Origin of the sequence: Kitasatospora phosalacinea, from assembly GCF_000716545.1 — a bacterium.
Lineage (GTDB): Bacteria > Actinomycetota > Actinomycetes > Streptomycetales > Streptomycetaceae > Kitasatospora > Kitasatospora phosalacinea.
In genome coordinates this window covers 82,456-103,167 of sequence record NZ_JNWZ01000001.1, presented here as the reverse complement: position 1 = coordinate 103,167, position 20,712 = coordinate 82,456, and the positions used below count along the sequence as shown (strand labels likewise).

Here is a 20,712-nt window from a genome sequence, read left to right as displayed (position 1 = left end):
CTACTCCGGGAGTTCGGGGTCGGCGGCCAGGGCCTGGGAGGAGCGGGCGGCGTAGTCGCGGTCGCCCAGCAGGACGGCGTCCAGGCCGTCGGACTCGGAGAGGCGGACCTGCACGGCCTCGCGCAGCGAGGTGGGCAGGTTCTTGCCCACGTAGTCGGCGCGGATCGGGAGTTCCCGGTGCCCGCGGTCGACCAGCACGGCGAGGCGGACGGCGCGCGGGCGGCCGATGTCGTTGAGCGCGTCGAGCGCGGCGCGGATGGTGCGGCCGGAGAACAGCACGTCGTCGACCAGGATCACCAGCTTGCCGTCGATGCCCTCGGCGGGGATCTCGGTGTGCTCCAGGGCCCGGGCGGGCTTCAGCCGCAGGTCGTCCCGGTACATGGTGATGTCCAGCGTCCCGAACGGGATGTCCCGGCCGGTGATCTGGGCCAGCTTGGCCCGCAGCCGGCGGGCGAGGTGGACACCGCGGGTGTGGATGCCGAGCAGCACCACGTCCTCCGCGCCCTTGGCGCGTTCCACGATCTCGTGGGCGATCCGGGTGACGACCCGGGCGATGTCGGTGGCGTCCAGCACCTGGTGCGGGGCGCGGGGGGGTGAACTGGGTGTGGTCATGCCGAAGCGGACCTCCTTCCCCGCCTCACGGGACGGGTCTTAAAGGATGTCTGGAAAGGTTTCCGGCCGCAGCCGGAGCCTCGCCCATGGTAGCAGCGTGCTGATCGAAGCCGGTTCGCACGAGTGCCCCATTCGGCTTGACGCGCAACCCTCACTCTACGTAACCTCACAGTGAGTTACGAAGGTGCTCCGCAGAGCCCGGCGTCGCTCCCATTTCAGCGCACGCGAAGCAATCTCGTCCGGGGAGATCCATGTCCAGCGACTACGCAAAACAGCTCGGGGCCAAGCTCCGGGCGATCCGCACTCAGCAGAACCTCTCCCTGCACGGTGTCGAGGAGAAGTCCCAGGGTCGCTGGAAGGCTGTGGTCGTCGGCTCCTACGAGCGCGGCGACCGCGCGGTCACCGTCCAGCGCCTCGCCGAGCTGGCCGAGTTCTACGGCGTGCCGGTCCAGGAGCTGCTGCCCGGCGGCACGCCGGGCGGCGCCGCCGAGCCGCCGCCGCGCCTGGTCCTCGACCTGGAGCGGCTCACCCAGGTCCCGTCCGAGAAGGCCGGTCCGCTGCAGCGCTACGCCGCGACCATCCAGTCGCAGCGCGGCGACTACAACGGCAAGATCCTCTCGATCCGCCAGGACGACCTGCGCACGCTGGCCGTCATCTACGACCAGTCCCCCTCGATCCTCACCGAGCAGCTGATCAGCTGGGGCGTGCTGAACCCGGACGCGCGCCGCGCCGTCCGCGAGGAGGACGCGAGCTGACCTGCGGTCGGCCCGCTGCTTGAAGAAACGTCACAGCGGGGCGGGGCACCGGCACTTCCGGCGCCCCGCCCCGCTGTCGCGCGTCCTCAGACCACCGTGCCCAGGCTGAAGCCGGGGCCCGCGGCCACCCCGGCCACCGCCAGCTCGGCCGGCGACCACTCGTAGCCGGTGCTCCGCCAGGCCCAGGCCACCTGCCGGTACTCCCCGCACAGCGCGCCGGAGCCCTGCGTGCCGTGCAGCACCGCGGCGCCCGGCAGTTCGCAGTACAGCCCGGCGCACAGCACCGCGGTGACCAGGTCGAGGTCCTCGTCGTTGATCCGGACCGCGCCGTCCTCCCAGTGCAGCACCCGGGCCCGGGCCTCCAGCGGCCCGCCCGGCGCGTCCACCGCCACCCGGAACTCGTAGGCCCCGCAGCCGGCGCCCACCAGCACCCGGCGGAACACCTCGGACGCCTGCTGGTACGTCCACCGCACCCGCGGGTCGGCCGACGCGCCGCCGGTGCCGCACAGCGCGCCGTCCATCAGCAGGTCGGCGTACCGCAGCGCGAGGCCGCCCTCGCGGGCCCGGACCAGCCGGGGCAGGAAGTCCGCCAGGTCCTCGCCGCGGTAGGCCACCAGCTGGGTCTGCAGCGGCGGGTTGACCAGGTAGCCGTCCCGCGCGGCCTGCTCCCGCACGTCCAGCCCGTGCAGCAGGCAGTAGTCCGCGAAGTCCTCCGGGTGGAACATCCGCGCCCGGACCGTCCCGTACTCCCGCACCGCCCCGGCCAGCAGTTCCCCGGCCTCGCGCAGGTACGTCGCGTAGTCCGGCGCGTCCGTCACCCGCCAGGGCCGCACCCGCTCGAAGTCCGCCTCGCTGGTGAGGATCCCCGTCACGAACGCCTCCTCGTCCCGTCGCGAGGGCCCTGCACTGCAACGGCGCGGCCGGCGGCTGTTCCTGGACATCGGTGGCTCCCGGGGATCTCGGTCGAGCAACTGCTCCCCCAGTCCTCCCCGCCCACACCCGTCCCACACACACGGCCTGTCACAAGTCTGCAACCGAACGTCAACGCCGGGCGTGCCCCCTACCGGGGCGCCATGGCCAACTGCCGGGACTGGGCGACCAGTCGGCCGTTCTCGTCCCAGATCTCGCAGTCCTCCTCGAAGTACCCGCCGGCCACGTTGCGGGTGGCGTGCGAGACGCGCAGCCAGCCGTCGGCGGGCAGCGCGCGGACGTGGACGGTGAGTTCGATGGTGGGGGCCCAGCCGGGGCGGCCGAGGTCGAAGGTGACCGGGGGGAGCGCGTCGGCGGTCAGCAGCAGCGAGAGCGCGTCGGCGGGGCGCTTGTCGGCGAGCCGGAACCAGCCCTGGATGCGGCCCCGCCCGGAGGGCTGTCCGAGCGCCCAGCCGATGGTCGCCGGGTCGAGGCGCAGGTCGAGGCGCTCCAGCAGGGCGGCCTGGTCGAGGAGTTCGCGCGGGGCGTGCTCGACGCCCACGCACTGCTCGGGGGCGGGGAGTTCGGGCGGGAGCGCGGTGGTGGCGGTCTCCCCGTCGAGCGCGGCGAGGTCGGTGAGCGCGGCGGTGACCCGCAGCCGCTCCCGGCCGTCCTGGGAGAGGACGGCACTGCCGGTGGCGAGGCTGCGGCCGCGCCGGACGATCTCGGTGCGGACGGTCGCCGGCCCGGGCCGGGACGCGGATATGTAGGTGCCGCTGACGGTGAGCGGGTGCGGGTGCGCCGGCCCGGCCTCCAGGGCGAGCGCGTGCGCGGCGAAGGCGAGCAGCAGGCCGCCGTTGACGCCGCCGCCGATCTGCCAGCCGTCGCCGAGTTCGCCGTCGTAGCGGCCGGGCTCGTCGGGGTGCGGGGTGAGCGCGATCCCCTGGTCGAACTCGAAGGCGGGGGTGGTTTCCGGCATGGCTTCGCGGCCCTTCTGCGCGGCGGGGCAAAGATTACTTGCCGGTAGCTTACGCGCGGAGGCCGCCGGACCGACAGGTCCGACGGCCCCGTGGGCGTGCGGGGCTCAGCGCCGGATGCTCGGCTTGAGCTCCATGAAGCGGGCGAGCAGGCCGTTCACGAAGGCCGGCGACTCGTCGGTGGAGAACTCCTTGGCGATCTCCACGGACTCGTCCAGGACCACCGCGTCGGGGGTCCCGTCCTCCCAGATCAGCTCGTACGCACCGAGCCGGAGCACGTTGCGGTCGGCGATCGGCATCCGGTCCAGCGTCCAGCCCACCGAGTAGGTGGAGATCAGGTCGTCGATGGTGCGCGCGTGCTGCGCGTAGCCCTCGACCAGCTGCATCGTGTACTCCGCGACCTGCGGGATGCCCTCGTCCGGGCGGGGGTCGCGCGCCCGCGCGATCCAGTCGGCGAGCACCCGTTCGGGGGACACGCCGCGGTGGTCCGCCTCGAACAGGATCTGGAAGGCCCTGGTGCGGGCCTTGCTTCGAGCAGCGGCCACGGTTACTTGACCCGGCCGAGGTAGCTGCCGTCGCGGGTGTCGACCTTGACCTTCTCACCGGTGGTGACGAAAAGCGGCACCTGGATCTCGGCGCCGGTCTCCAGGGTGGCGGGCTTGGTGCCACCGGTCGAGCGGTCGCCCTGGACGCCCGGCTCGGTCTCGGCGATGACCAGCTCGACCGCGGCGGGGAGCTCGACGTACAGCGGGACGCCCTCGTTCTGCGCGACCAGGGCCTCGAAGCCCTCCAGCAGGTACTTGGCGGCGTCGCCGACGGTGGCGGAGTCGACCGGGACCTGGTCGTAGGTGTCCATGTCCATGAAGATGAACGCGTCGCCGTCACGGTACGAGTACTGCATGGTCCGCTTGTCGACGTTGGCGGTCTCGACCTTGATGCCCGCGTTGAAGGTCTTCTCGACGACCTTGCCGGAGAGGACCTCCTTCAACTTGGTGCGCACGAAGGCCGGGCCCTTGCCGGGCTTGACGTGCTGGAACTCGACGACGGTCCAGAGCTTGCCGCCGTCCAGCTTGAGGACCATGCCGTTCTTGAGATCGTTCGTGGTAGCCACGGGCGCACTTACTCCTGATATGTCCGCTGTCAAAGAGCACCAAGCAGGCGCGCCGCCGGTGCCCGCGCGAGCGGACTACAGCGCGAGGAGCTCCTTGGTGGTGATGGTGAGCAGCTCGGGCCCGCCCTCCTCGGGAGGCCGCACCACGAGCGTGTCCTCGATCCGGACGCCGCCCCGACCCGGGAGATGGACCCCGGGGCCGACGGTGACCGGCACGCGATTGTCCAGTTTACCCATGTCGGCGGGCCCCAGGCGCGGAGCCTCCCGGATCTCCAGGCCGATGCCGTGTCCCAGCGCGTGGACGGACTGCTCGGCGTGGCCCGCGGCCTGGAGGATCGAGCGGGCCGCGTCGTCCGGGACGTGCTGCTCGACGCCCGGTCCGAGCGCCTCCCGGGCGGCCCGCTGGGCGCGGAAGACCAGGCGGTGCAGCTCGACCTGCCAGGCGGCGGGGGCGGCGCCGATCACGAAGGTGCGGGCGGTGGAGATGCCGTAGCCGCGGTAGCGGGCGCCGAGCGCGACGGTGAGGAAGTCGCCCTCCTCGACCCGGCGGTCGGTGGGCCGGTGGTGCTCCAGGCCGGAGTGGCCGCCGGTGCCGACGGAGACCGGGAAGGCGGCCCGGTCGGCGCCGTGGTCGATCATCCGGCGCTCCAGTTCCATCGCCAGGTGCCGCTCGGTGCGGCCGACCAGGATGGATTCGAGCAGTTCGCCCAGGGCCTGGTCGGCGATCTCGGCGGCGATCCGCAGGTCGGCGATCTCGTACTCGTCCTTGACCACCCGCAGCCGCTCCACCGCCCGGTCCAGGTCGAGCAGCCGGGCCGCCCCGGCGAGCCGGGCGACCTCGCGGTGCCGGGCGACGGTGAGGTCGTGCTCCTCGACGGCGAGGTCGCCCACCCGCAGCCGGGCGGCGGCCTCGGCGGCGGCGTGTGCGGCGTCGGCCTCGGCGGGCACCGGCAGGCGGGTGACCTCGGGGTCGGACTCCCGCTCGGCGCCCTCGGCCTCCTCCGCGCCCTCGGGCACCGCGAGCACCGCGCGCTCGCGGGTGAGCAGCAGCGCGGCGCCCAGCGGCGGGCAGCCGGTGAGGTAGCGGACGTTGGCGGCGCGCGTGATCAGCGCGGCGTCGGCTCCGGAGGCGCTGCAGTGCTCGCGGAGGCGTTCGCGTCGGGCGGAGTGCGCGTCTGACATGGTCCGAGCGTACGAACGGGGCGGGTGGGCCGCCTGTCGGGACGGGCTGGGCGGGTGGGGAATGCCCGGGGCGGCGGCCGCGTTGTGGACTCATGAAAACGGCAATCGTTGCCGGATTCACGAGGACAGGAGGCAGCGGCGATGGCGCGCAGCGAACTGCGACCGGTGGTCACGCTCCGGTCGACGGCGGGGACGGGCTTCACCTACGTGACCCGCAAGAACCGCCGCAACGACCCGGACCGGATGGCCCTGAAGAAGTTCGACCCGGTGGCGGGGCGGCACGTGGAGTTCCGCGAGGCCCGCTGACCGCGGGCCGTCCGACCGACCCGACCAGCACACCCAGCGAGGAGGAGCAGCGATGCAGCAGGGAATTCACCCCGAGTACCGTCCGGTGGTGTTCCGGGACAAGACCGGGGGCCTGTCGTTCCTGACGCGCTCCACCGCCACCAGCGGCCGGACGGTCGAGTGGGCGGACGGGCGGTCCTACCCGGTGGTGGACGTGGAGACGTCCTCGGCGAGCCACCCGTTCTACACCGGCAGGGCCCGGCTGATGGACACCGAGGGCCGGGTGGAGCTGTACCGGCGCCGGTACGGCGGCTGACGGCACCGACGCGCGACGAAGGGCCCCGGGTCTCCCGGGGCCCTTCGCCGCGTCCGCGCTACGCGCCCGGCGGGGGGACGGAGACCACCATGGTGACCAGGCACGGCGTGTCGCCGTCGTTGCGGTAGCCGTGGGCGGTGCCGGCCTCGTAGGAGGCGGTGGAGCCGGCCGGGACGCGGTGCTCGCGGCCGTCCAGGGTGAGGGTGAGCACGCCCTCGTCGACCCGGGCGATCTCGACGGTGCCGGGCGGGTGCGGGTCGGAGGCGTGCGACTCGCCGGGGTGCAGGCGCCAGGACCACAGCTCCAGCGGGCCGGGGGCCTCGGTGCCGCCGAGCAGGGTGCCGCTGCCGCCCTCGGGGCCGCTCCACAGCCGGACGGCGTCCTCGACGGGGACGATCCGGACGGCGGAGGAGGCGTCGTAGTCGAGCAGCCGGGCGATCGAGACGCCGAGTGCGTCGGCGAGCCGGACCACGGTGCCGACGCTGGGGTTGGTGCGGGCCTGCTCGATCTGGACGATCATGCCGCGGCTGACTCCGGAGCGGGCGGCGAGGCCGTCCAGGGTGTGGCCGCGGTCGAGGCGCAGGCGCTTGAGGTTGCGGGCGAGGGCCTGGGTGACGAGATCGGCGTCCGGCACGGGCAGTCCAATATTCTGGTTGGGTCAGTGCACTGGGGTGAACTATGCTGCGGCGGCATCGACAGATCCACCGACTGTACTGCGGAGTCCACCATGCTGTCCGCCTCCCGGTTCTCCGGATGAGCGCCGCCCTCGCCCTGCTCGCCGGCCTGCTGTGGGGCGTCGCCGACTACGGGGGCGGGGCGATCACCCGGCGGATGCCCGCGCTGACGGTGGTGGTGCTCTCCCAATCGGCCGCCGCCGCGGTGCTCGCGGCCGCGGTCACCGCCACCGGCGGGTGGTCCGGGGCCGGGCCCGCCCTCTGGTACGCGGTGGCGGCGGGCGTGATCGGCCCGTTCGCGCTGCTGGCCTTCTACCGGGCGCTGGCGCTCGGGCCGATGGGCGTGGTGTCGCCGCTGGCCACCGCCGGCGTGCTGGTGCCGATCGGGGTGGGCCTGTTCCTCGGCGAACGGCCGGGCGCCGTCCAGGGGTTGGGCATCGCGGTGGCGGTCGCCGGGATCGCCCTGGCCGGCGGCCCGCGGCGCGGCGGGACGGCGGTGAGCCGGCAGGTGCTGCTGCTCACCCTCGGCGCGGCCTTCGCCTTCGGCGCGGTGCTGGCGCTGATCGCGCACGCCGGCGCGGGCGGCGCCCTGCTGCTGACGCTGTGCGTGCAGCGGCTCACCAACGCGGCGGTCGGCGCCGGGATGCTGGCCGCCGCGGCCCGCCGGCGGCCCGTGGGGCTGCGGGCGGGCGCGCGGTCGCTGCCCGCGCTGACCGCCGTCGGGGTCGCCGACGTGGCCGCGAACGGCCTGTACGCGGCCGCCTCGCACCTGGGATCGGTGGCGGTGGCGGCCGTACTGGCCTCGCTCTACCCGGTGGTCACCGCGCTGATGGCGCGCGGCCTGCTGAAGGAGCGGCTGCTGCGGGTGCAGGTGGTGGGCGCGGGCCTCGCGGTGGCCGGGACGCTGATCCTGGCCGCCGGTTGACGACCCGTCAGGACGCCCCGGCCCCGGCCCCCGCGAACGTCCGGGAGCGCCTGGCGATCCGCCAGTAGCCGATCGCGGCGGCCCAGACCACCACGAACAGGCCGACGATCACGAAGCCGACGTTGTCCAGGCTGAGTCCGGCGATCCAGCCGGTGACGGGGTCGGCCAGGTCGAACTTCTCGTGCAGCACGGCGACCAGTTCGATGGTCCCGATCACGAAGGCCACCGCGATCGACAGCCCGGTGATGGTCAGGTTGTAGTACACCTTGCGGACCGGGTTGGAGAACGCCCACTGGTAGGCGAAGTTCATGAACGTGCCGTCCAGGGTGTCGAACAGGCTCATCCCGGCGGCGAACAGCAGCGGCAGGCAGACCACCGCGTACCAGGGCAGCCCGGAGGCCGCGCCGGAGCCGGCCATCACCATCAGGGTGACCTCGGTGGCGGTGTCGAAGCCCAGGCCGAGCACCATGCCGACCGGGAACATCTGGCCGGGGCGGCTGATCGAGCGGGTGGCCCGGCTCAGCAGCCGGGCCAGGAGGCCGCGCGCGTTCAGCTGCCGCTCCAGCTCGGCCTCGTCGTACTGCCCGGCCCGCATCGCCCGGAACACCCGCCAGATGCCCGTCAGGGCGACCAGGTTGAGCGCCGCGATCAGGTAGAGGAAGGCGCCGGACGCGGTGGTGCCGACGGTGCCCAGCACCCGGTGGGTGGCGGACTCCTCGTCCATCAGGGTGCCCGCCAGCGCGGCGCCCCCGGCCACCAGGCCGGCCATGATCACCACCATCGAGGAGTGGCCCAGGGCGAACCAGAAGCCCACCGAGACCGGGCGGCGGCCGTCCGCCATCAGCTTGCGGGTGGTGTTGTCGATCACCGCGATGTGGTCGGCGTCGAAGGCGTGCCGCATGCCCAGGGTGTAGGCGGTGATGCCCAGGCCGACGCCGAACACCTGGGTGCCGACCTTGTACTCGTGCGGCGCCACCAGGAACAGCAGCGTCCCGAACGCGGCCACGTGCATGGCCAGGATCACCGCCATCAGGCCGGCCGTGCGCAGGGTGTCCTCGCGCCGCCAGCGGAAGGAGGGGAGGGGGGAGCCCGGGGGGTTTCCGGGCAGGGTCGATTCGGACGCGGTCATCCGCGGATCACGCTCCAGCACCTCGTGGATCACTTCGTGAGATGCCGTGGCCGGTCTCCTGGCTGACGGGGTGTTGCGCGCCGGCTCCCGGCCTTCCCGGCCGCGAGCGGCCAGTGGCACGGGGTGGGAGCCGACGACTCCCCGATCACAGTGGCGAGGGCCGCTCCGGACTCCTGCGACGACCACTCTCGTGGCGGTCACAGTGCACCGGCTTCCCGAGCACCACGGCCCGCCCACCGTAGGCCCGGCACGGGCGCGGCGGCAAGGGCGCACCCGGGCCGCGGTGGCGGAGATCACTCCCGGACGGGTCCGCGGTGACGGCGTGTCAGGCCATCCAGAAGAAGACGCAGGTCATCCGCTTCTCCTCCAGCGTCGCGCCGTGGTACTCGGTCGCGGTGTGGATCAGGTTGGCGGCGTAGAGCAGCAGCCGGTTGTAGCGGTGCGGGACGGCCAGGTCCTCGGTGAAGGAGTCCGGCGGGACGAAGCGCGTGCCCAGGGCGTCCACCAGGTTGTCGTGCGGGGCCACCACGCTGTTGCCGCCGAGCCGGCCGCCGGGCAGGCTCTGCCGGTGGAAGCTGGTGCCGCAGCGCTTGGGGACGGCCGGGTTGAGGTACAGCACGGCGGCGTAGCGGCACAGCGAGCGCGAGTCGGTGTGCGGGCGCGGCTCGCACTCCCCCGCGCCGACCACCTGCACGCAGTTGTGGTTGAAGGTGCCGCCCTCGGCCTCGTCCAGCGCCCAGATCCGCCGGGCGCCGGTGGCCTCGCGGACCAGCGCCTCCACGTGCGCCAGCTCGTCCGGCTCCAGCCCGGGCATCGCGCGCAGGCCGGGCCAGGGCTCCGGGCGGTGCGGGTAGCCCTCGTCCCAGTCGGTGCGCGCCAGGTGCCGGGCGCGCACCGCGTCCGGGTCCGGGAGGACGTCGTCCAGCACCCAGTAGTCGCGTCCCCTGGTGGGCTTGCGGTACGGCAGGACCGGGAGCGCGGGGGTGGGGCGCGGGCCCCGGAACGGTTGCACGGGCATGGACCCGACAATAGGAGCGGCGTTCCGGGGCCTCGCCCAAGGCGTGGTCAACCTTGCGTCAAGGCTTGCCGGGGTGACGGAGCGTCAGGACTGCTGGCAGCGCGGGCACCAGAACAGGTTCCGGGCGGCCAACTCCTCGGTGCGGACCGGGGTTCCGCAGACCAGGCAGGGCTGGTCGTGCCGCCGGTAGACGTACACCTCGCCGCCGTGGTCGTCCACCCGGGGCGGGCGGCCCATCGCCTCCGGGGTGTGCTCGGGGCGGACGGTGTCGATCCGGCCGGCGGCCACGCCGTCGTGCATCAGGGCGACCAGGTCCGCCCAGATCGCGTCCCACTCGGCGCGGGAGAGGTCGCGGCCGGGGCGGTGCGGGCTGATGCCGAGCCGGAACAGCACCTCGGCGCGGTACACGTTGCCGACGCCGGCCAGCACCTTCTGGTCCATCAGCAGGGCGGCGACCGTCGTCCCGCTGCGGGAGATCCGCCGCCACGCCTCGTCCCCCGCCTCGCCCGGCCGCAGCGGGTCCGGCCCCAGCCGGCGGTGGACGGCCGCCTTCTCCCCCGGTGTGAGCAGCTCGCAGGCGGTCGGGCCGCGCAGGTCGGCGTACCCGCTGTCGTTCGCCATCCGCAGCCGGACCTGGCCCACCGGCTCCGGGGCCCCGCCCGCCCCGAACTCGTACTTCCCGTACAGCCCCAGGTGCACGTGCAGCCACTGCCCGCCGAACCCCAGGAACAGGTGCTTGCCGTGCGCCTCCGCCTCCTCCAGCACCCGCCCGTCGATCAGCGCGGCCCCCTCCGCGAAGCGCCCCTGCGGGCTGGACACCCGCACCGGGCGCCCCCCGAACAGCTCGTCGTTCCGCCTGGCCAGGCGGTGGATCACATGCCCCTCGGGCACCGGCGCCATCTCCTCGGTCGTGGTGGTCGCGAGAAGCCCATTCTCCCAGGCTCCTCGGACACCCGACCCACGCACCGGCGGGGCGGCGGCGCCGACCGCGCGGCGGGTCTCAGCGGGCCTGCAACCGGCTCAGGATGGCCTGGTCGAGGGCGGCCGCCGTCTCCGGCACGCTCAGGTTGGAGTTGTCGATGATCGGCAGCCCCGAGGTGCGCCAGCCCGCCATCCGGCCGTGGATGCGGGCGACCTCGTCGTCGGAGAGGCGGCGGTTGCCGGAGCGTTCGGCGTTGCGGGCCAGGACGCGGTCGAGGCCGGGGAGGAGGACGACGGGGATCATGCCGGGGCCGATGTGGCGTTTCCAGCCGCCGAGGCCGATCGCGGGGCGGTCGGGGAAGACCGCGTCGTCGATGATGCAGGAGATGCCGTTGGCGAGGTAGTTGCGGCAGGCGAAGCCGCAGGTGCGGCGGGCGAGGCGGTACTGGGCCTCGGAGTCGGTGTTCCAGCCGGACTGCGGGTTGGCGAAGCCGGACTGGACCCATTCGCGGACGTCGTCGAGGCTGATGTGCGCGGTGGGGGTGGGGCGGCGTTCGGCCCAGTAGCGGGCGACGGTGGTCTTGCCGGCGCCGGCCGCGCCGATCAGCAGGACGGCGATCGGGCCGACCGGCAGCGGCGCGGGGAGGGCGGGCAGCGGCGGCGGGGCGGGCAGTTGGACGGCCGTACCGGTGGGGAGCAGGAAGTGCCCGGTGCCGCCGGGGGCGACCGGCGGGACGGCCTTGAGCGGGACGGTCGGCCGGTCGGGCCCGGGCGCGGCCGGTCCGGGCACCGGGACCGACTGGACGGTCCCGTGGTACGGCGGCTGATGGCCCGCCGGATACGGGGCAGCGGCCGGCCGGGGCGGCACCTGGCCCCCCGCGTGCTGGTTCTGCGCGTACTGGCTCACCGTCACCTCCCTGCGCCGAATGTACACGTGGGCCCGGTGGCGGGCACAAGTCCGCCACCGGGCCGGAGGCCGTCAGCGGCTGGTGAGCTGCTCGGCGAGGGCGCGCAGGGCGAGTTCGTACGAGCCGAGGCCGAAGCCGGCGATGGTGCCGGAGGCGACGGCGGCGATGACCGAGTTGTGGCGGAAGGTCTCGCGCGTGTACGGGTTGGAGATGTGCACCTCGACGAGCGGCGCGGTGCGCTGGGCGGCGGCGTCGCGCATGGCGTACGAGTAGTGGGTGAACGCGCCGGGGTTGATCACCACGGGGGTCCCGGCGTCCGCCGCCTCGTGCAGCCAGCCGACCATCTCCGCCTCGGAGTTGGTCTCCCGGACCTCCACCGACAGGCCCAGTTCGGCGCCGAGCTCCGTGCACCGCGAGACCAGTCCGGCGTACGAGGTGGAGCCGTACACGTCGGGTTCGCGGGAGCCGAGCCGGCCCAGGTTGGGGCCGTTCAGGACCAGCACGCGGGTGCTCATCCGGAGACCTCCCCGTAGGCGGCGACCAGCACGGACGGGTCCGGGCCCTCCAGGATGGAGGTCTTGGCCAGGCCGTCCAGGACGACGAAGCGCAGCAGGTCGCCGCGCGACTTCTTGTCGATCTTCATGGCGTCGAGCAGCTTGGGCCAGGCGTCGGCGCGGTAGGTCAGCGGCAGGCCGACGGAGGCCAGCACGGCCCGGTGGCGGTCGGCCGTGGCGTCGTCCAGCCGTCCGGCGAGGCGGCCGAGTTCGGCGGCGAAGACCATGCCGATGGAGATCGCCGCGCCGTGCCGCCACTTGTAGCGCTCGTTGCGCTCGATGGCGTGGCCCAGGGTGTGGCCGTAGTTGAGGATCTCGCGGCGGCCGGACTCCTTGAGGTCGCCGGAGACCACGTCGGCCTTGACCTGGATGGCCCGCCGGATCAGCTCCAGGGTGTGCGGGCCGGCCGGGGTGGTGGCGGCCTCGGGGTCGGCCTCGATCAGGTCGAGGATGACCGGGTCGGCGATGAAGCCTGCCTTGATCACCTCGGCCAGGCCGGAGACGTAGTCGTGCTTGCCGAGCGTCTCCAGGGTGCCGAGGTCGGCCAGCACGCCCGCGGGCGGGTGGAAGGCGCCGACCATGTTCTTGCCCTCGGCGATGTTGATGCCGGTCTTGCCGCCGACGGCCGCGTCGACCATGCCGAGCAGCGTGGTGGGCACCGAGATCCAGCGCACCCCGCGCAACCAGGTGGCGGCGACGAAGCCGGCCAGGTCGGTGGTGGAGCCGCCGCCGAGGCCGACGACCACGTCGCTGCGGGTGAAGCCGGTCTGGCCGAGCACCGACCAGCAGTACGCGGCGACCTCGGCGCTCTTGGCCTCCTCGGCGTTCGGGACCTGGAGGGCGATGGCCTCGTAGCCCTGCGCGGCGAGGTCCGCGCGGATCGCCTCGCCGGTGGCCTCCAGCGCCTCCGGGTGGATGACGGCGACGCGCTTGGCCTTCGGGCCGATCAGCGGGGCGAGTTCGCCGAGCAGTCGGTGGCCGATCAGCACCTCGTACGGGGCGTGGCCGTCGCTGCCGGCCACCTGGATCCTGACAATGTCGGCGTCAGACATGGGGGTTCTTCCACTCCAGTGCTTCGAGTACGGCGTCGGCGACCTGCTCGGGCGTGCGGTCCTGGGTGTCGACCACGGCGGTGGCGACCTCCAGGTAGAGCGGGCGGCGGGCTTCCATCAGCTCGCGCCAGCGGGCCCGGGGGTTGACGGCGAGCAGCGGGCGGGGGGCGTCCAGGCCGACCCGCTTGACCGCGTCGCCGAGCGCCACTTCCAGGAACACCACGGGCAGCGGGGCGAGCAGCGCCCGGGTCTCCTCGGCCAGCACGGCGCCGCCGCCGAGCGCCAGCACGCCGGCGTGCCCGGTGGCGGCGGCCCGGACGGCGTCCCGTTCCAGCTGCCGGAAGTGCGGTTCGCCCTCGTCCACGAAGATCTCCGGGATGGGCTTGCCGGCCGTCCGCTCGATGTCGGTGTCGGTGTCGCGGAACGGCAGGCCGAGCCGTTCGGCGAGGACCCGCCCGACGGTGGACTTGCCGCTGCCGGGCGGGCCGACCAGCACGACGGCCGGCCCGCTCACCGGAGCGCTCATCGGACGATCAGGTTGTCGAGGTACGACTGCACGTTGCGGCGGGTCTCGGAGACGTTGTCGCCGCCGAACTTCTCCGCCACCGCGTCCGCCAGCACCAGCGCCACCATCGCCTCGGCGACGATGCCGGCCGCCGGGACGGCGCACACGTCGGAGCGCTGGTGGTGCGCCTTGGCGGGCTCGCCGGTGCGCACGTCCAGGGTCTGCAGGGCGCGCGGGACGGTCGCGATCGGCTTCATCGCGGCGCGCACCCGCAGCAGCTCGCCGGTGGACAGGCCGCCCTCGGTGCCGCCGGAGCGGCCGGAGGTCCGCTTGATGCCGTCCGGCGTCGGGACGATCTCGTCGTGCGCCTTGGAGCCGGGGACGCGGGCCAGCTCGAAGCCGTCGCCGACCTCGACGCCCTTGATCGCCTGGATGCCCATCAGCGCGGCCGCGAGGCGGGCGTCCAGGCGGCGGTCCCAGTGCACGTGCGAGCCGAGGCCGACCGGCACGCCGTACGCCAGCACCTCGACCACGCCGCCGAGGGTGTCGCCGTCCTTGTGGGCCTGGTCGATCTCGGCGACCATCGCCTTGGACGCGTCGGCGTCCAGGCAGCGCACCGGGTCCTCGTCCAGCCGGGCCTCGTCGGCGGGCAGCGGCAGCACGCCGGCCGGGGCCTTGGCGGCGGCCAGCTCGACCACGTGGCTGACGATCTCGATGCCGCAGGTCTCCTTGAGGTAGGAGCGGGCGACCGCGCCGAGCGCGACCCGGGCCGCGGTCTCCCGGGCGCTGGCGCGCTCCAGGATCGGCCGGGCCTCCTCGATCGAGTACTTCTGCATGCCCGCCAGGTCGGCGTGGCCGGGGCGCGGACGGGTCAGCGCCTCGTTGCGGGCCAGGCCCGCGAGCACCTCGGGGTCGACCGGGTCGGCCGACATGACCTGCTCCCACTTCGGCCACTCGGTGTTGCCGACCATGACCGCCACCGGGGAGCCCATGGTCTCGCCGTGCCGGACGCCGCCGAGGAAGGTCACCTCGTCCTGCTCGAACTTCATCCGCGCGCCGCGGCCGTAACCGAGCCGCCGGCGGGCCAGCGCGTCGGCCACCATCGCGGTGGTGACCGGCACCCCGGCCGGCAGGCCCTCCAGCGTCGCGACCAGAGCGGGGCCGTGCGACTCCCCCGCCGTGAGCCAGCGCAAGCTACCCACCGAAAGCTCCTTCGTCAGCGGCCCGCGCCGTGAACGGCGGCCGGCCCGGCGTCTCGTCCTGCCCGGCCGCGGGAGCGCGGCGGGGCGAACTCCGATCCTTTCACGTCCCGCAGGTCACCGGGGCCCCGGTCCGCTTGGCGGACAGCGGACGTCCGGAGGCCGATCCGCGCCTCACCCCGCGAGCGCGGCCTCCCCCGCCGCCCGCATCGCGGCCAGCGGGCCGCGCTCCACCCCGGTGAACCGCTCGAACTGCAGCACCGCCTGGTGCACCAGCAGGTCGAGCCCGCCCAGCACGGTGCCGCCGCGCTCCAGGCAGGCCGCGGCCAGCTCGGTCGGCCACGGGTGGTACAGCACGTCGAACAGCACGCCGGGCGCCGCGGGCAGTTGCGCCGCGAAGCCGTCGGTCGCCCCGGCCGGCGTGGTGGAGACGGTCAGCGGCCCCTCCAGCGCCCGCGCGCCGTCCGCCCAGTCGGCGGTGCGCACCGCCACGCCCAGCCGCTCCCCCAGCTCCCGCATCTCGGCGGCCCGCCCGGCGCTGCGCACGTACGCGGTCACCTCGCCGTCGCAGACCTGGGCCAGCGCGGCCAGCGCGGAGGAGGCGGTGGCCCCGGCGCCGAGCACCGCGGCCGCCTCGACCCGTTCGACGCCGCGTTCGCGCAGCGCGTTGACCAGGCCGGGGACGTCGGTGTTGTCGCCGTGCCGCCGCCCGTCGCGGTCGAACACCACGGTGTTGACGGCGTCCACCGCGAGGGCGGTGTCGCTGACGGTGTCCAACAGCGGGCGGATCGCCCGCTTGAGCGGCATGGTCAGCGACAGGCCGGCCCACTCGGCGGGGTCGAGCCCGGTGACGAAGTCCGCCAGTGTCGATTCGTCGACCTCGTGGCGGCCGTAGCTCCAGCCGGTGAGCCCGAGCGCGGCGTACCCGGCGCTGTGCAGGGCCGGGGAGAGCGAGTGGGCGATCGGCGAGCCGAGCACGGCGGCCCGGTGCGGGGTGGTCACGTGGTGGCCTCTCGGGGGGTGCGGGCGGGGCGGTGCAGGAAGACGTCGACCTGGTCCTCGGACTCCGGCGCGAAGCCGTGCCGCTCGTACAGCCGCCGGGCGGGGCTGCCCCGCAGCACGTTCAGCCGGACGGCCAGGCCCCGGGCGTCGGCCCGCTCCAGCGCCCGGCGCAGCACGGCGGTGCCCAGGCCGCGGCCGTGCAGCGCCGGGCGGAGGTAGAAGTGCTCCAGCAGCAGGGTGCCGGGCCGCTCGTCGGGGGCGAGCGCCAGGCAGCCGGCGAGCGGCTCCGGGGCGCCGGGCAGTTCGACCACCGAGGTGTGCTCGGGCCGGTACGCGTCGCGCATCCGCTGCCGGACCCGGTGCTCGTCGTAGCGGCCGAGCCGTTCCAGGTCGGGGCGCATCGCCGCGGCCCGCAGTTCGACCAGCGGTTCCAGGTCGGCGGCGGTGGCGGGGCGCAGCGTCCAGGCGGGAGCGGTGGTCACTCGGTGCCCCGCCGGGTGCGGGCGGACCAGCGGCCCTCGCTGTGGGCGATCCGGATGGGGTGGCGGAAGCACTCGGAGACCAGTTCGGTGGTGAGCACCTCGGTGGCGGGGCCGGCCGCGGTGGTCAGGCCGTCGCGCAGCAGCAGGGCGTGGCTGGTGGTCTCGGGCAGCTCCTCCAGGTGGTGGGTGACCAGCACGGACGCCACCTCGGGGTAGCGGGCCCGCAGTTCGTCCAGGCTCTCCAGGAGCTGTTCGCGGGCGGTGAGGTCGAGCCCGGTGGCGGGTTCGTCGAGCAGCAGCAGCCGGGGTTCGGGCATCAGCGCGCGGGCGATCAGGACGCGGCCGCGCTCGCCCTGGGAGAGCGTGGTCCAGGGGTTCTCGGCGCGGTGCGCGATGCCCAGGGTCCGGATCAACTCCTCGGCGTGGTCGAGCTGTTCGGCGGTGGGCTTGTGCCACAGGTCGGGCTCGATGGTCTGCGTGGTGCCGGTCAGCACGACCTGGCGCACCGTCAGCGGAGAGCGCAGCGGGTGCCGCGGGTTGACGTGCCCGAGGTGCGCCCGCAGCTCCCGGACGTCGACCTTGCCGAGCTGCCGCCCCAGCACCTTCACCGTCCCGGCGGTGGGGTGCTCGACGGCGCCCAGCAGCGACAGCAGGGTGCTCTTCCCGGCTCCGTTGGCCCCGAGCACGGCCCAGTGCTCCCCGGCCCGGACGGTCAGTGACACGTCCCGCAACAGGTACTGCCCGCCCCGCACCACATCGACGTGGGCGGCCTCCAGCAGGGCCGGCTCGGACGGGTGCGGGGTGCTCTGCGGTGTCTCCATCCGGATCACGCTACCCGCACCACCCGGCCGCCCCGCAAAGCCGTATCGACCACCGGACGACGGTCGGTTCCGGTCGGTGTCGACCACGCGCGCCATGGGCTGCGGCAACGGGACCGAGCCCGCCGTCGTCCGGGTCCGGCGCGCCGCGGGCGTCACCCGGGACGGGCCGCGGCTGTCACAGCCGTGGCCCGTCCGCGCGTCACCGCCTCATCGCGTCTTGCACATGCCGGCGCTCTCGTCGAAGCCCTGGTTGTGCGCGCTGCAGTAGTCCTTGACGTCCTTCTTGAACGCGTCGAAGGTCGCCGCGAACCGGGTGTCGCTGTTGGACACCGCCACGAAGTAGACCCAGTCGCCCGGCGCCGGGTTGAGCACGGCCTGGATCGCGTCCTCGCCCGGGTTGGAGATCGGGGTCGGCGGCAGGCCCTTGTTGACGTACGTGTTGTACGGGCTCTTGTCGCCGTCCTTCTCCGCCGTGGTGAAGTTCGTCCGGCCGAGCTTGTACTGCAGCGTCGTGTCGAGCTGCAGTTTGCCCTGGGTCGCGTTGGTGTTGAGCCGGTTGTAGAGAACCCGGGCGATCTTGCCGAAGTCCTCCGAGTTGTTGCCCTCGGCCTGCAGGATGCTGGCCTCGGTCACCACCTCGTAGGCGGTCTTCAGACCGATCTTCTGCGCCCCCTCGTCCAGCTTGAGGTCGCTGTACTTCTGGACGGCGTTGGCCACCATCTGCTTGAGCAGTTCCTCGGGCTTCATGCCCTCCGCGACCGAGTACCGGGCCGGCCAGAGGAAGCCTTCCAGGTTGTTGTTGGCGAAGCCGGGCAGGCCCAGGCTGCCGACCTGCTCCTTGGCGACCTTGGCGGTGGTGCCCGGGGAGAGCTTCAGCTTGCCGTCGATCTTGGTGTAGATGTCGGCGGCCTTCAGGCCCTCGGGGATGATCAGCGCGTTGCCGCCGTTGGACTCCACCAGCTCCTTGAACGCCTCGGCGGCGGACATCTGGTGCTTCATGGTGTAGATGCCGGGCTGGATGGTGCGGCCGCGCGGGTCCTTCTCGTACTCGGTGCTGAACGCCTTGATGCTCTTGACCACGCCGGCGTCCAGCAGCGCCTTGCCGATCGCGTCGCCGCCGGCGCCTTCCTTGACGGTGATGTTCACCGAGCCGGTGCCCGTGCCCTTGAAGTCCGGCGGCGGGCCGAAGTTCCTCTGGTAGAAGCCGTAGCCCCACCAGCCGGCGCCGCCCACGCCGCCGAGCAGCACCAGGGCGACCAGCAGGCAGGCGCCGCCGTTGCGGCGGCCCGACTTCTTGCCCTTCTCCTTGCGCTTGCGCTCGGCCTCGCGGGAGCCGTCCTGCCCGGAGAAGAACGACTCGTCGCCGTCCTCCTCCTCGAAGTACTCGTCCTCGGCCCAGTCCTCCCGCTCCTCCACCCGCCGGCCGGCCTCCTCGGCCCGGCGCCCGGCCGACGGCGGGGCGTCGAGCGCCGCGGCCTCCGCCTCCCAGTCGATCCCGTCCGGCCCGGGCCCGCCCGCCGGCTCCGACCGCGGCTGCGGCGCGGTGCGCTGCTGGACCGGCTGCTGCGGGGCCTGCTGCTGGAGCGGCTGCTGCTGCACGAACTGCTGCTGCCCGCCGTACGAGCCGCCCTGCTGCGGGTGGCCCTGCCCCATCGCCGTCTGCTGCCCGGGCGGGAAGCCCTGCTGCACGCCCTGGAACGGGCCCTGGCCCGGCACCGGCTGCTGCACGAACTGCTGCTGCCCGCCGTACGAGCCGCCCTGCTGCGGGTAACCCTGCTGCGCGAACTGCTGCCGGCCGCCGAAGGAACCGCCTTGCTGCTGCGGGTAGCCCTGGAGGCCCTGGCCCTGGCCCTGGTCCTGCCCCGGCACCGGCTGCTGCTGCACGAACTGCTGCTGCGGGTACCCCTGCATGCCCTGGACCTGGCCCTGACCCGGCACCGGCTGCTGCACGAACTGCTGCTGCCCGTACGGGTCCTGGGGCTGCTCGCCGGGGTACCACGGCTGGTCGCCCTGGGAGCCGTAGCGCCCACTCTGATCAGTCATCGATCCCCTTACCGCGTCCAGGGTGCCCGTCGAACCGGCGTGCTAGCGCCGCAGCACGTGATGGGAGACGTTACCGTACCGCAGCGTAGCCAAATGGCCCGAAGGCGGGTTGTCCACCGTTCACGGGGAGGCGGAGCCGGAGGGTTCGGGCGAGGAGTCCCCCGCGCGGTGGGCGTTGAACTCCTCGACGTTCTTGCGCTGCTGCTCCTCGCTGTCGGTGAAGCGGGTGTCCCCGGGCTGGACGGTGACGAAGTACAGCCAGTCACCGTCGGCGGGGTGGACAGCGGCGCGCAGCGCGTCCCGGCCGGGGTTGCCGATGGGGGTGGGCGGCAGGCCGGGGTGGGCGTAGGTGTTGAACGGGGAGTCGAGCCTGGTGTCGTCCTGGGTGGTGGTGAGGGTGGAGCGGCCGAGCGCGTAGTTGATGGTGGAGTCGAGCTGGAGCGGCATGTTCTTGGCGAGCCGGTTGTAGATGACCCGGGTGACCTTGGCCATGTCCTCGGGGTTGTCGGCCTCGGCCTGGGCGAGGCTGGCGACGGCCAGCAGGCCGTAGGGGGTGACGCCGTTGGCGGTGGCGGCGTCGGCGACGGCGGGGCCGCCGAGGTTGCCGTCGGCCTCCTTGACCATGCCCTGGAGGAGGGTCAGGGCGGTGCTGTCGCCGGTGACGGGGTAGGTGGCGGGGTAGAGGTACCCCTCCAGGTGCCCGGAGGCGTCCGCGGGCAGGCCCAGGTCCGCGAGGTGCTGTTCGGCGGTGGCCTTGGCGGTGCCGGGCTTCAGCCCGAGCCGGGTGTCGATGGCGGCGAACACCTGGGTGGAGCGCCAGCCCTCGGGGATGGTCAGGGCGTTGGCGTTGGACGGGTCGAGCAGCACGTTGAGCGCCGAGACCGCCGACATCCGCTCCTTGAGGGTGTACGTGCCGGGGTGGATGTTGTTGCCCGCCGGGCTCTCGGCCGCGGCCTCGGTGAACGCCCGGGTGGAGGCGATCACGTGCTTGGCGGTCAGGACCTTGCCGATCTGGGTGAGACTGGCGCCCTGCGCCACCGACACCTGGACCTGGCCGGTGCCGCCGCCCGGGTAGTCGGGGGCGGGCTTCTTGCCCTCGGGCCAGAGCACGAACAGCGCCAGCGCGGCCGCCATCACCACGCCCAGCAGCCCCGCCACGCTCAGGCAGCACGCGGCGCGGGTGCGCAGCTGCTCCGGGTCCGGCGGTTCGACGCCGTACGGCAGGCCGGGCGGGGCGCCCTCGGGTTCTAGGACGGGGGCGCCGAGGTGGCCGGGGGTGAGTCCGGGCGCGGTGTACGGGTCGGTCACGGGGGCCCTTCCGGCGGCGGGCAT

24 protein-coding genes and 1 riboswitch are annotated in these 20,712 nt (G+C 73.8%); of the genes, 4 read left to right on the top strand and 20 right to left on the bottom strand.

Annotated features, from left to right (window positions below):
- A complete protein-coding gene (gene pyrR, locus OO48_RS00515) occupies positions 1–612 on the bottom strand; it encodes a bifunctional pyr operon transcriptional regulator/uracil phosphoribosyltransferase PyrR (protein ID WP_033211649.1) in 612 nt (203 codons plus the stop codon).
- A 251-nt stretch (positions 613–863) separates the two neighbouring features.
- Between pyrR and bldD the strand changes: the two genes are divergently transcribed.
- Complete coding sequence (bldD, locus tag OO48_RS00510; protein ID WP_033211647.1) at positions 864–1,367, top strand: transcriptional regulator BldD; 504 nt, start codon at positions 864–866, stop codon at positions 1,365–1,367.
- 86 nt (positions 1,368–1,453) lie between these two features.
- On the opposite strand, the gene OO48_RS00505 is transcribed toward bldD, so the two are convergent.
- From OO48_RS00505 to OO48_RS00485, 5 genes are all read right to left on the bottom strand, one after another.
- Positions 1,454–2,239: a hypothetical protein gene (locus OO48_RS00505; RefSeq protein WP_033211646.1), complete on the bottom strand. Its 786-nt coding sequence runs from the start codon at positions 2,237–2,239 to the stop codon at positions 1,454–1,456.
- Between the two features lie 188 nt (positions 2,240–2,427).
- Positions 2,428–3,255, bottom strand: a complete 828-nt coding sequence (locus OO48_RS00500; protein ID WP_033211644.1) for a thioesterase family protein — start codon at positions 3,253–3,255, stop codon at positions 2,428–2,430.
- Between the two features lie 105 nt (positions 3,256–3,360).
- On the bottom strand, positions 3,361–3,798 hold the full coding sequence (gene nusB, locus OO48_RS00495) for a transcription antitermination factor NusB (protein ID WP_033211642.1): 438 nt from the start codon (positions 3,796–3,798) through the stop codon (positions 3,361–3,363).
- Between the two features lie 2 nt (positions 3,799–3,800).
- Positions 3,801–4,364 (bottom strand): elongation factor P, encoded by a 564-nt coding sequence (gene efp, locus OO48_RS00490; RefSeq protein ID WP_033211640.1) that lies wholly within the window; start codon positions 4,362–4,364, stop codon positions 3,801–3,803.
- 75 nt (positions 4,365–4,439) lie between these two features.
- Positions 4,440–5,546: an aminopeptidase P family protein gene (locus OO48_RS00485; RefSeq protein WP_033211633.1), complete on the bottom strand. Its 1,107-nt coding sequence runs from the start codon at positions 5,544–5,546 to the stop codon at positions 4,440–4,442.
- 141 nt (positions 5,547–5,687) lie between these two features.
- Between OO48_RS00485 and rpmG the strand changes: the two genes are divergently transcribed.
- Together rpmG and OO48_RS00475 are read left to right on the top strand one after the other, a co-directional pair.
- The gene (gene rpmG / locus OO48_RS00480) at positions 5,688–5,852 is read left to right on the top strand and encodes a 50S ribosomal protein L33 (RefSeq protein ID WP_033211631.1); all 165 of its coding nucleotides are present in this window, start codon (positions 5,688–5,690) and stop codon (positions 5,850–5,852) included.
- A gap of 52 nt (positions 5,853–5,904) precedes the next feature.
- A complete protein-coding gene (locus tag OO48_RS00475) occupies positions 5,905–6,147 on the top strand; it encodes a type B 50S ribosomal protein L31 (protein WP_033211629.1) in 243 nt (80 codons plus the stop codon).
- A gap of 58 nt (positions 6,148–6,205) precedes the next feature.
- Here the strand turns inward: OO48_RS00475 and OO48_RS00470 are convergent, their stop codons facing one another.
- Positions 6,206–6,781, bottom strand: coding sequence for a helix-turn-helix domain-containing protein (locus OO48_RS00470; RefSeq protein ID WP_033211627.1), 576 nt, complete (start codon positions 6,779–6,781; stop codon positions 6,206–6,208).
- 119 nt (positions 6,782–6,900) lie between these two features.
- On the opposite strand from OO48_RS00470, the gene OO48_RS00465 reads away from it, so the two are divergent.
- Positions 6,901–7,746: a DMT family transporter gene (locus tag OO48_RS00465; RefSeq protein WP_033211626.1), complete on the top strand. Its 846-nt coding sequence runs from the start codon at positions 6,901–6,903 to the stop codon at positions 7,744–7,746.
- A 7-nt stretch (positions 7,747–7,753) separates the two neighbouring features.
- Here OO48_RS00465 and nicT read toward each other — a convergent pair whose 3' ends face one another.
- From nicT to mltG (OO48_RS00400), 13 genes are all read right to left on the bottom strand, one after another.
- Positions 7,754–8,875 (bottom strand): Nickel transporter NicT, encoded by a 1,122-nt coding sequence (nicT, locus tag OO48_RS00460; RefSeq protein ID WP_033211829.1) that lies wholly within the window; start codon positions 8,873–8,875, stop codon positions 7,754–7,756.
- A gap of 31 nt (positions 8,876–8,906) precedes the next feature.
- Positions 8,907–9,117, bottom strand: a riboswitch (cobalamin riboswitch).
- Positions 9,118–9,200: 83 nt separating this feature from the next.
- Entirely contained in the window at positions 9,201–9,893 is a 693-nt protein-coding gene (locus tag OO48_RS00455; protein ID WP_033211625.1) for a DUF6445 family protein, read from the bottom strand.
- A gap of 84 nt (positions 9,894–9,977) precedes the next feature.
- Complete coding sequence (locus OO48_RS00450) at positions 9,978–10,784, bottom strand: Fpg/Nei family DNA glycosylase (protein WP_033211827.1); 807 nt, start codon at positions 10,782–10,784, stop codon at positions 9,978–9,980.
- Positions 10,785–10,893: 109 nt separating this feature from the next.
- Entirely contained in the window at positions 10,894–11,721 is an 828-nt protein-coding gene (locus OO48_RS00445; protein WP_425338499.1) for an AAA family ATPase, read from the bottom strand.
- A gap of 72 nt (positions 11,722–11,793) precedes the next feature.
- The gene (aroQ, locus tag OO48_RS00440) at positions 11,794–12,237 is read right to left on the bottom strand and encodes a type II 3-dehydroquinate dehydratase (RefSeq protein ID WP_033211624.1); all 444 of its coding nucleotides are present in this window, start codon (positions 12,235–12,237) and stop codon (positions 11,794–11,796) included.
- Positions 12,234–13,328 carry a 3-dehydroquinate synthase gene (gene aroB, locus OO48_RS00435; protein WP_033211622.1) on the bottom strand — a complete coding sequence of 365 codons (1,095 nt, stop codon included), beginning with the start codon at positions 13,326–13,328 and terminating at the stop codon, positions 12,234–12,236. The genes aroQ and aroB overlap by 4 nt, the downstream gene beginning before the upstream one ends.
- Positions 13,321–13,854: a shikimate kinase gene (locus OO48_RS00430; protein ID WP_081951826.1), complete on the bottom strand. Its 534-nt coding sequence runs from the start codon at positions 13,852–13,854 to the stop codon at positions 13,321–13,323. Before OO48_RS00430 ends, aroB begins: the two co-directional genes overlap by 8 nt.
- Positions 13,851–15,035 carry a chorismate synthase gene (gene aroC, locus OO48_RS00425; protein ID WP_106970213.1) on the bottom strand — a complete coding sequence of 395 codons (1,185 nt, stop codon included), beginning with the start codon at positions 15,033–15,035 and terminating at the stop codon, positions 13,851–13,853. Before aroC ends, OO48_RS00430 begins: the two co-directional genes overlap by 4 nt.
- A gap of 171 nt (positions 15,036–15,206) precedes the next feature.
- Positions 15,207–16,034 (bottom strand): shikimate dehydrogenase, encoded by an 828-nt coding sequence (locus OO48_RS00420; RefSeq protein WP_033211613.1) that lies wholly within the window; start codon positions 16,032–16,034, stop codon positions 15,207–15,209.
- Complete coding sequence (locus tag OO48_RS00415; protein WP_033211611.1) at positions 16,031–16,516, bottom strand: GNAT family N-acetyltransferase; 486 nt, start codon at positions 16,514–16,516, stop codon at positions 16,031–16,033. The genes OO48_RS00420 and OO48_RS00415 overlap by 4 nt, the downstream gene beginning before the upstream one ends.
- Positions 16,513–17,337, bottom strand: coding sequence for an ABC transporter ATP-binding protein (locus OO48_RS00410; RefSeq protein WP_033211824.1), 825 nt, complete (start codon positions 17,335–17,337; stop codon positions 16,513–16,515). Before OO48_RS00410 ends, OO48_RS00415 begins: the two co-directional genes overlap by 4 nt.
- 207 nt (positions 17,338–17,544) lie before the next feature.
- On the bottom strand, positions 17,545–19,380 hold the full coding sequence (gene mltG / locus OO48_RS00405) for an endolytic transglycosylase MltG (RefSeq protein WP_051731561.1): 1,836 nt from the start codon (positions 19,378–19,380) through the stop codon (positions 17,545–17,547).
- A gap of 120 nt (positions 19,381–19,500) precedes the next feature.
- Positions 19,501–20,688: an endolytic transglycosylase MltG gene (gene mltG, locus OO48_RS00400; RefSeq protein ID WP_245194459.1), complete on the bottom strand. Its 1,188-nt coding sequence runs from the start codon at positions 20,686–20,688 to the stop codon at positions 19,501–19,503.
- Positions 20,689–20,712 lie beyond the last annotated feature (24 nt).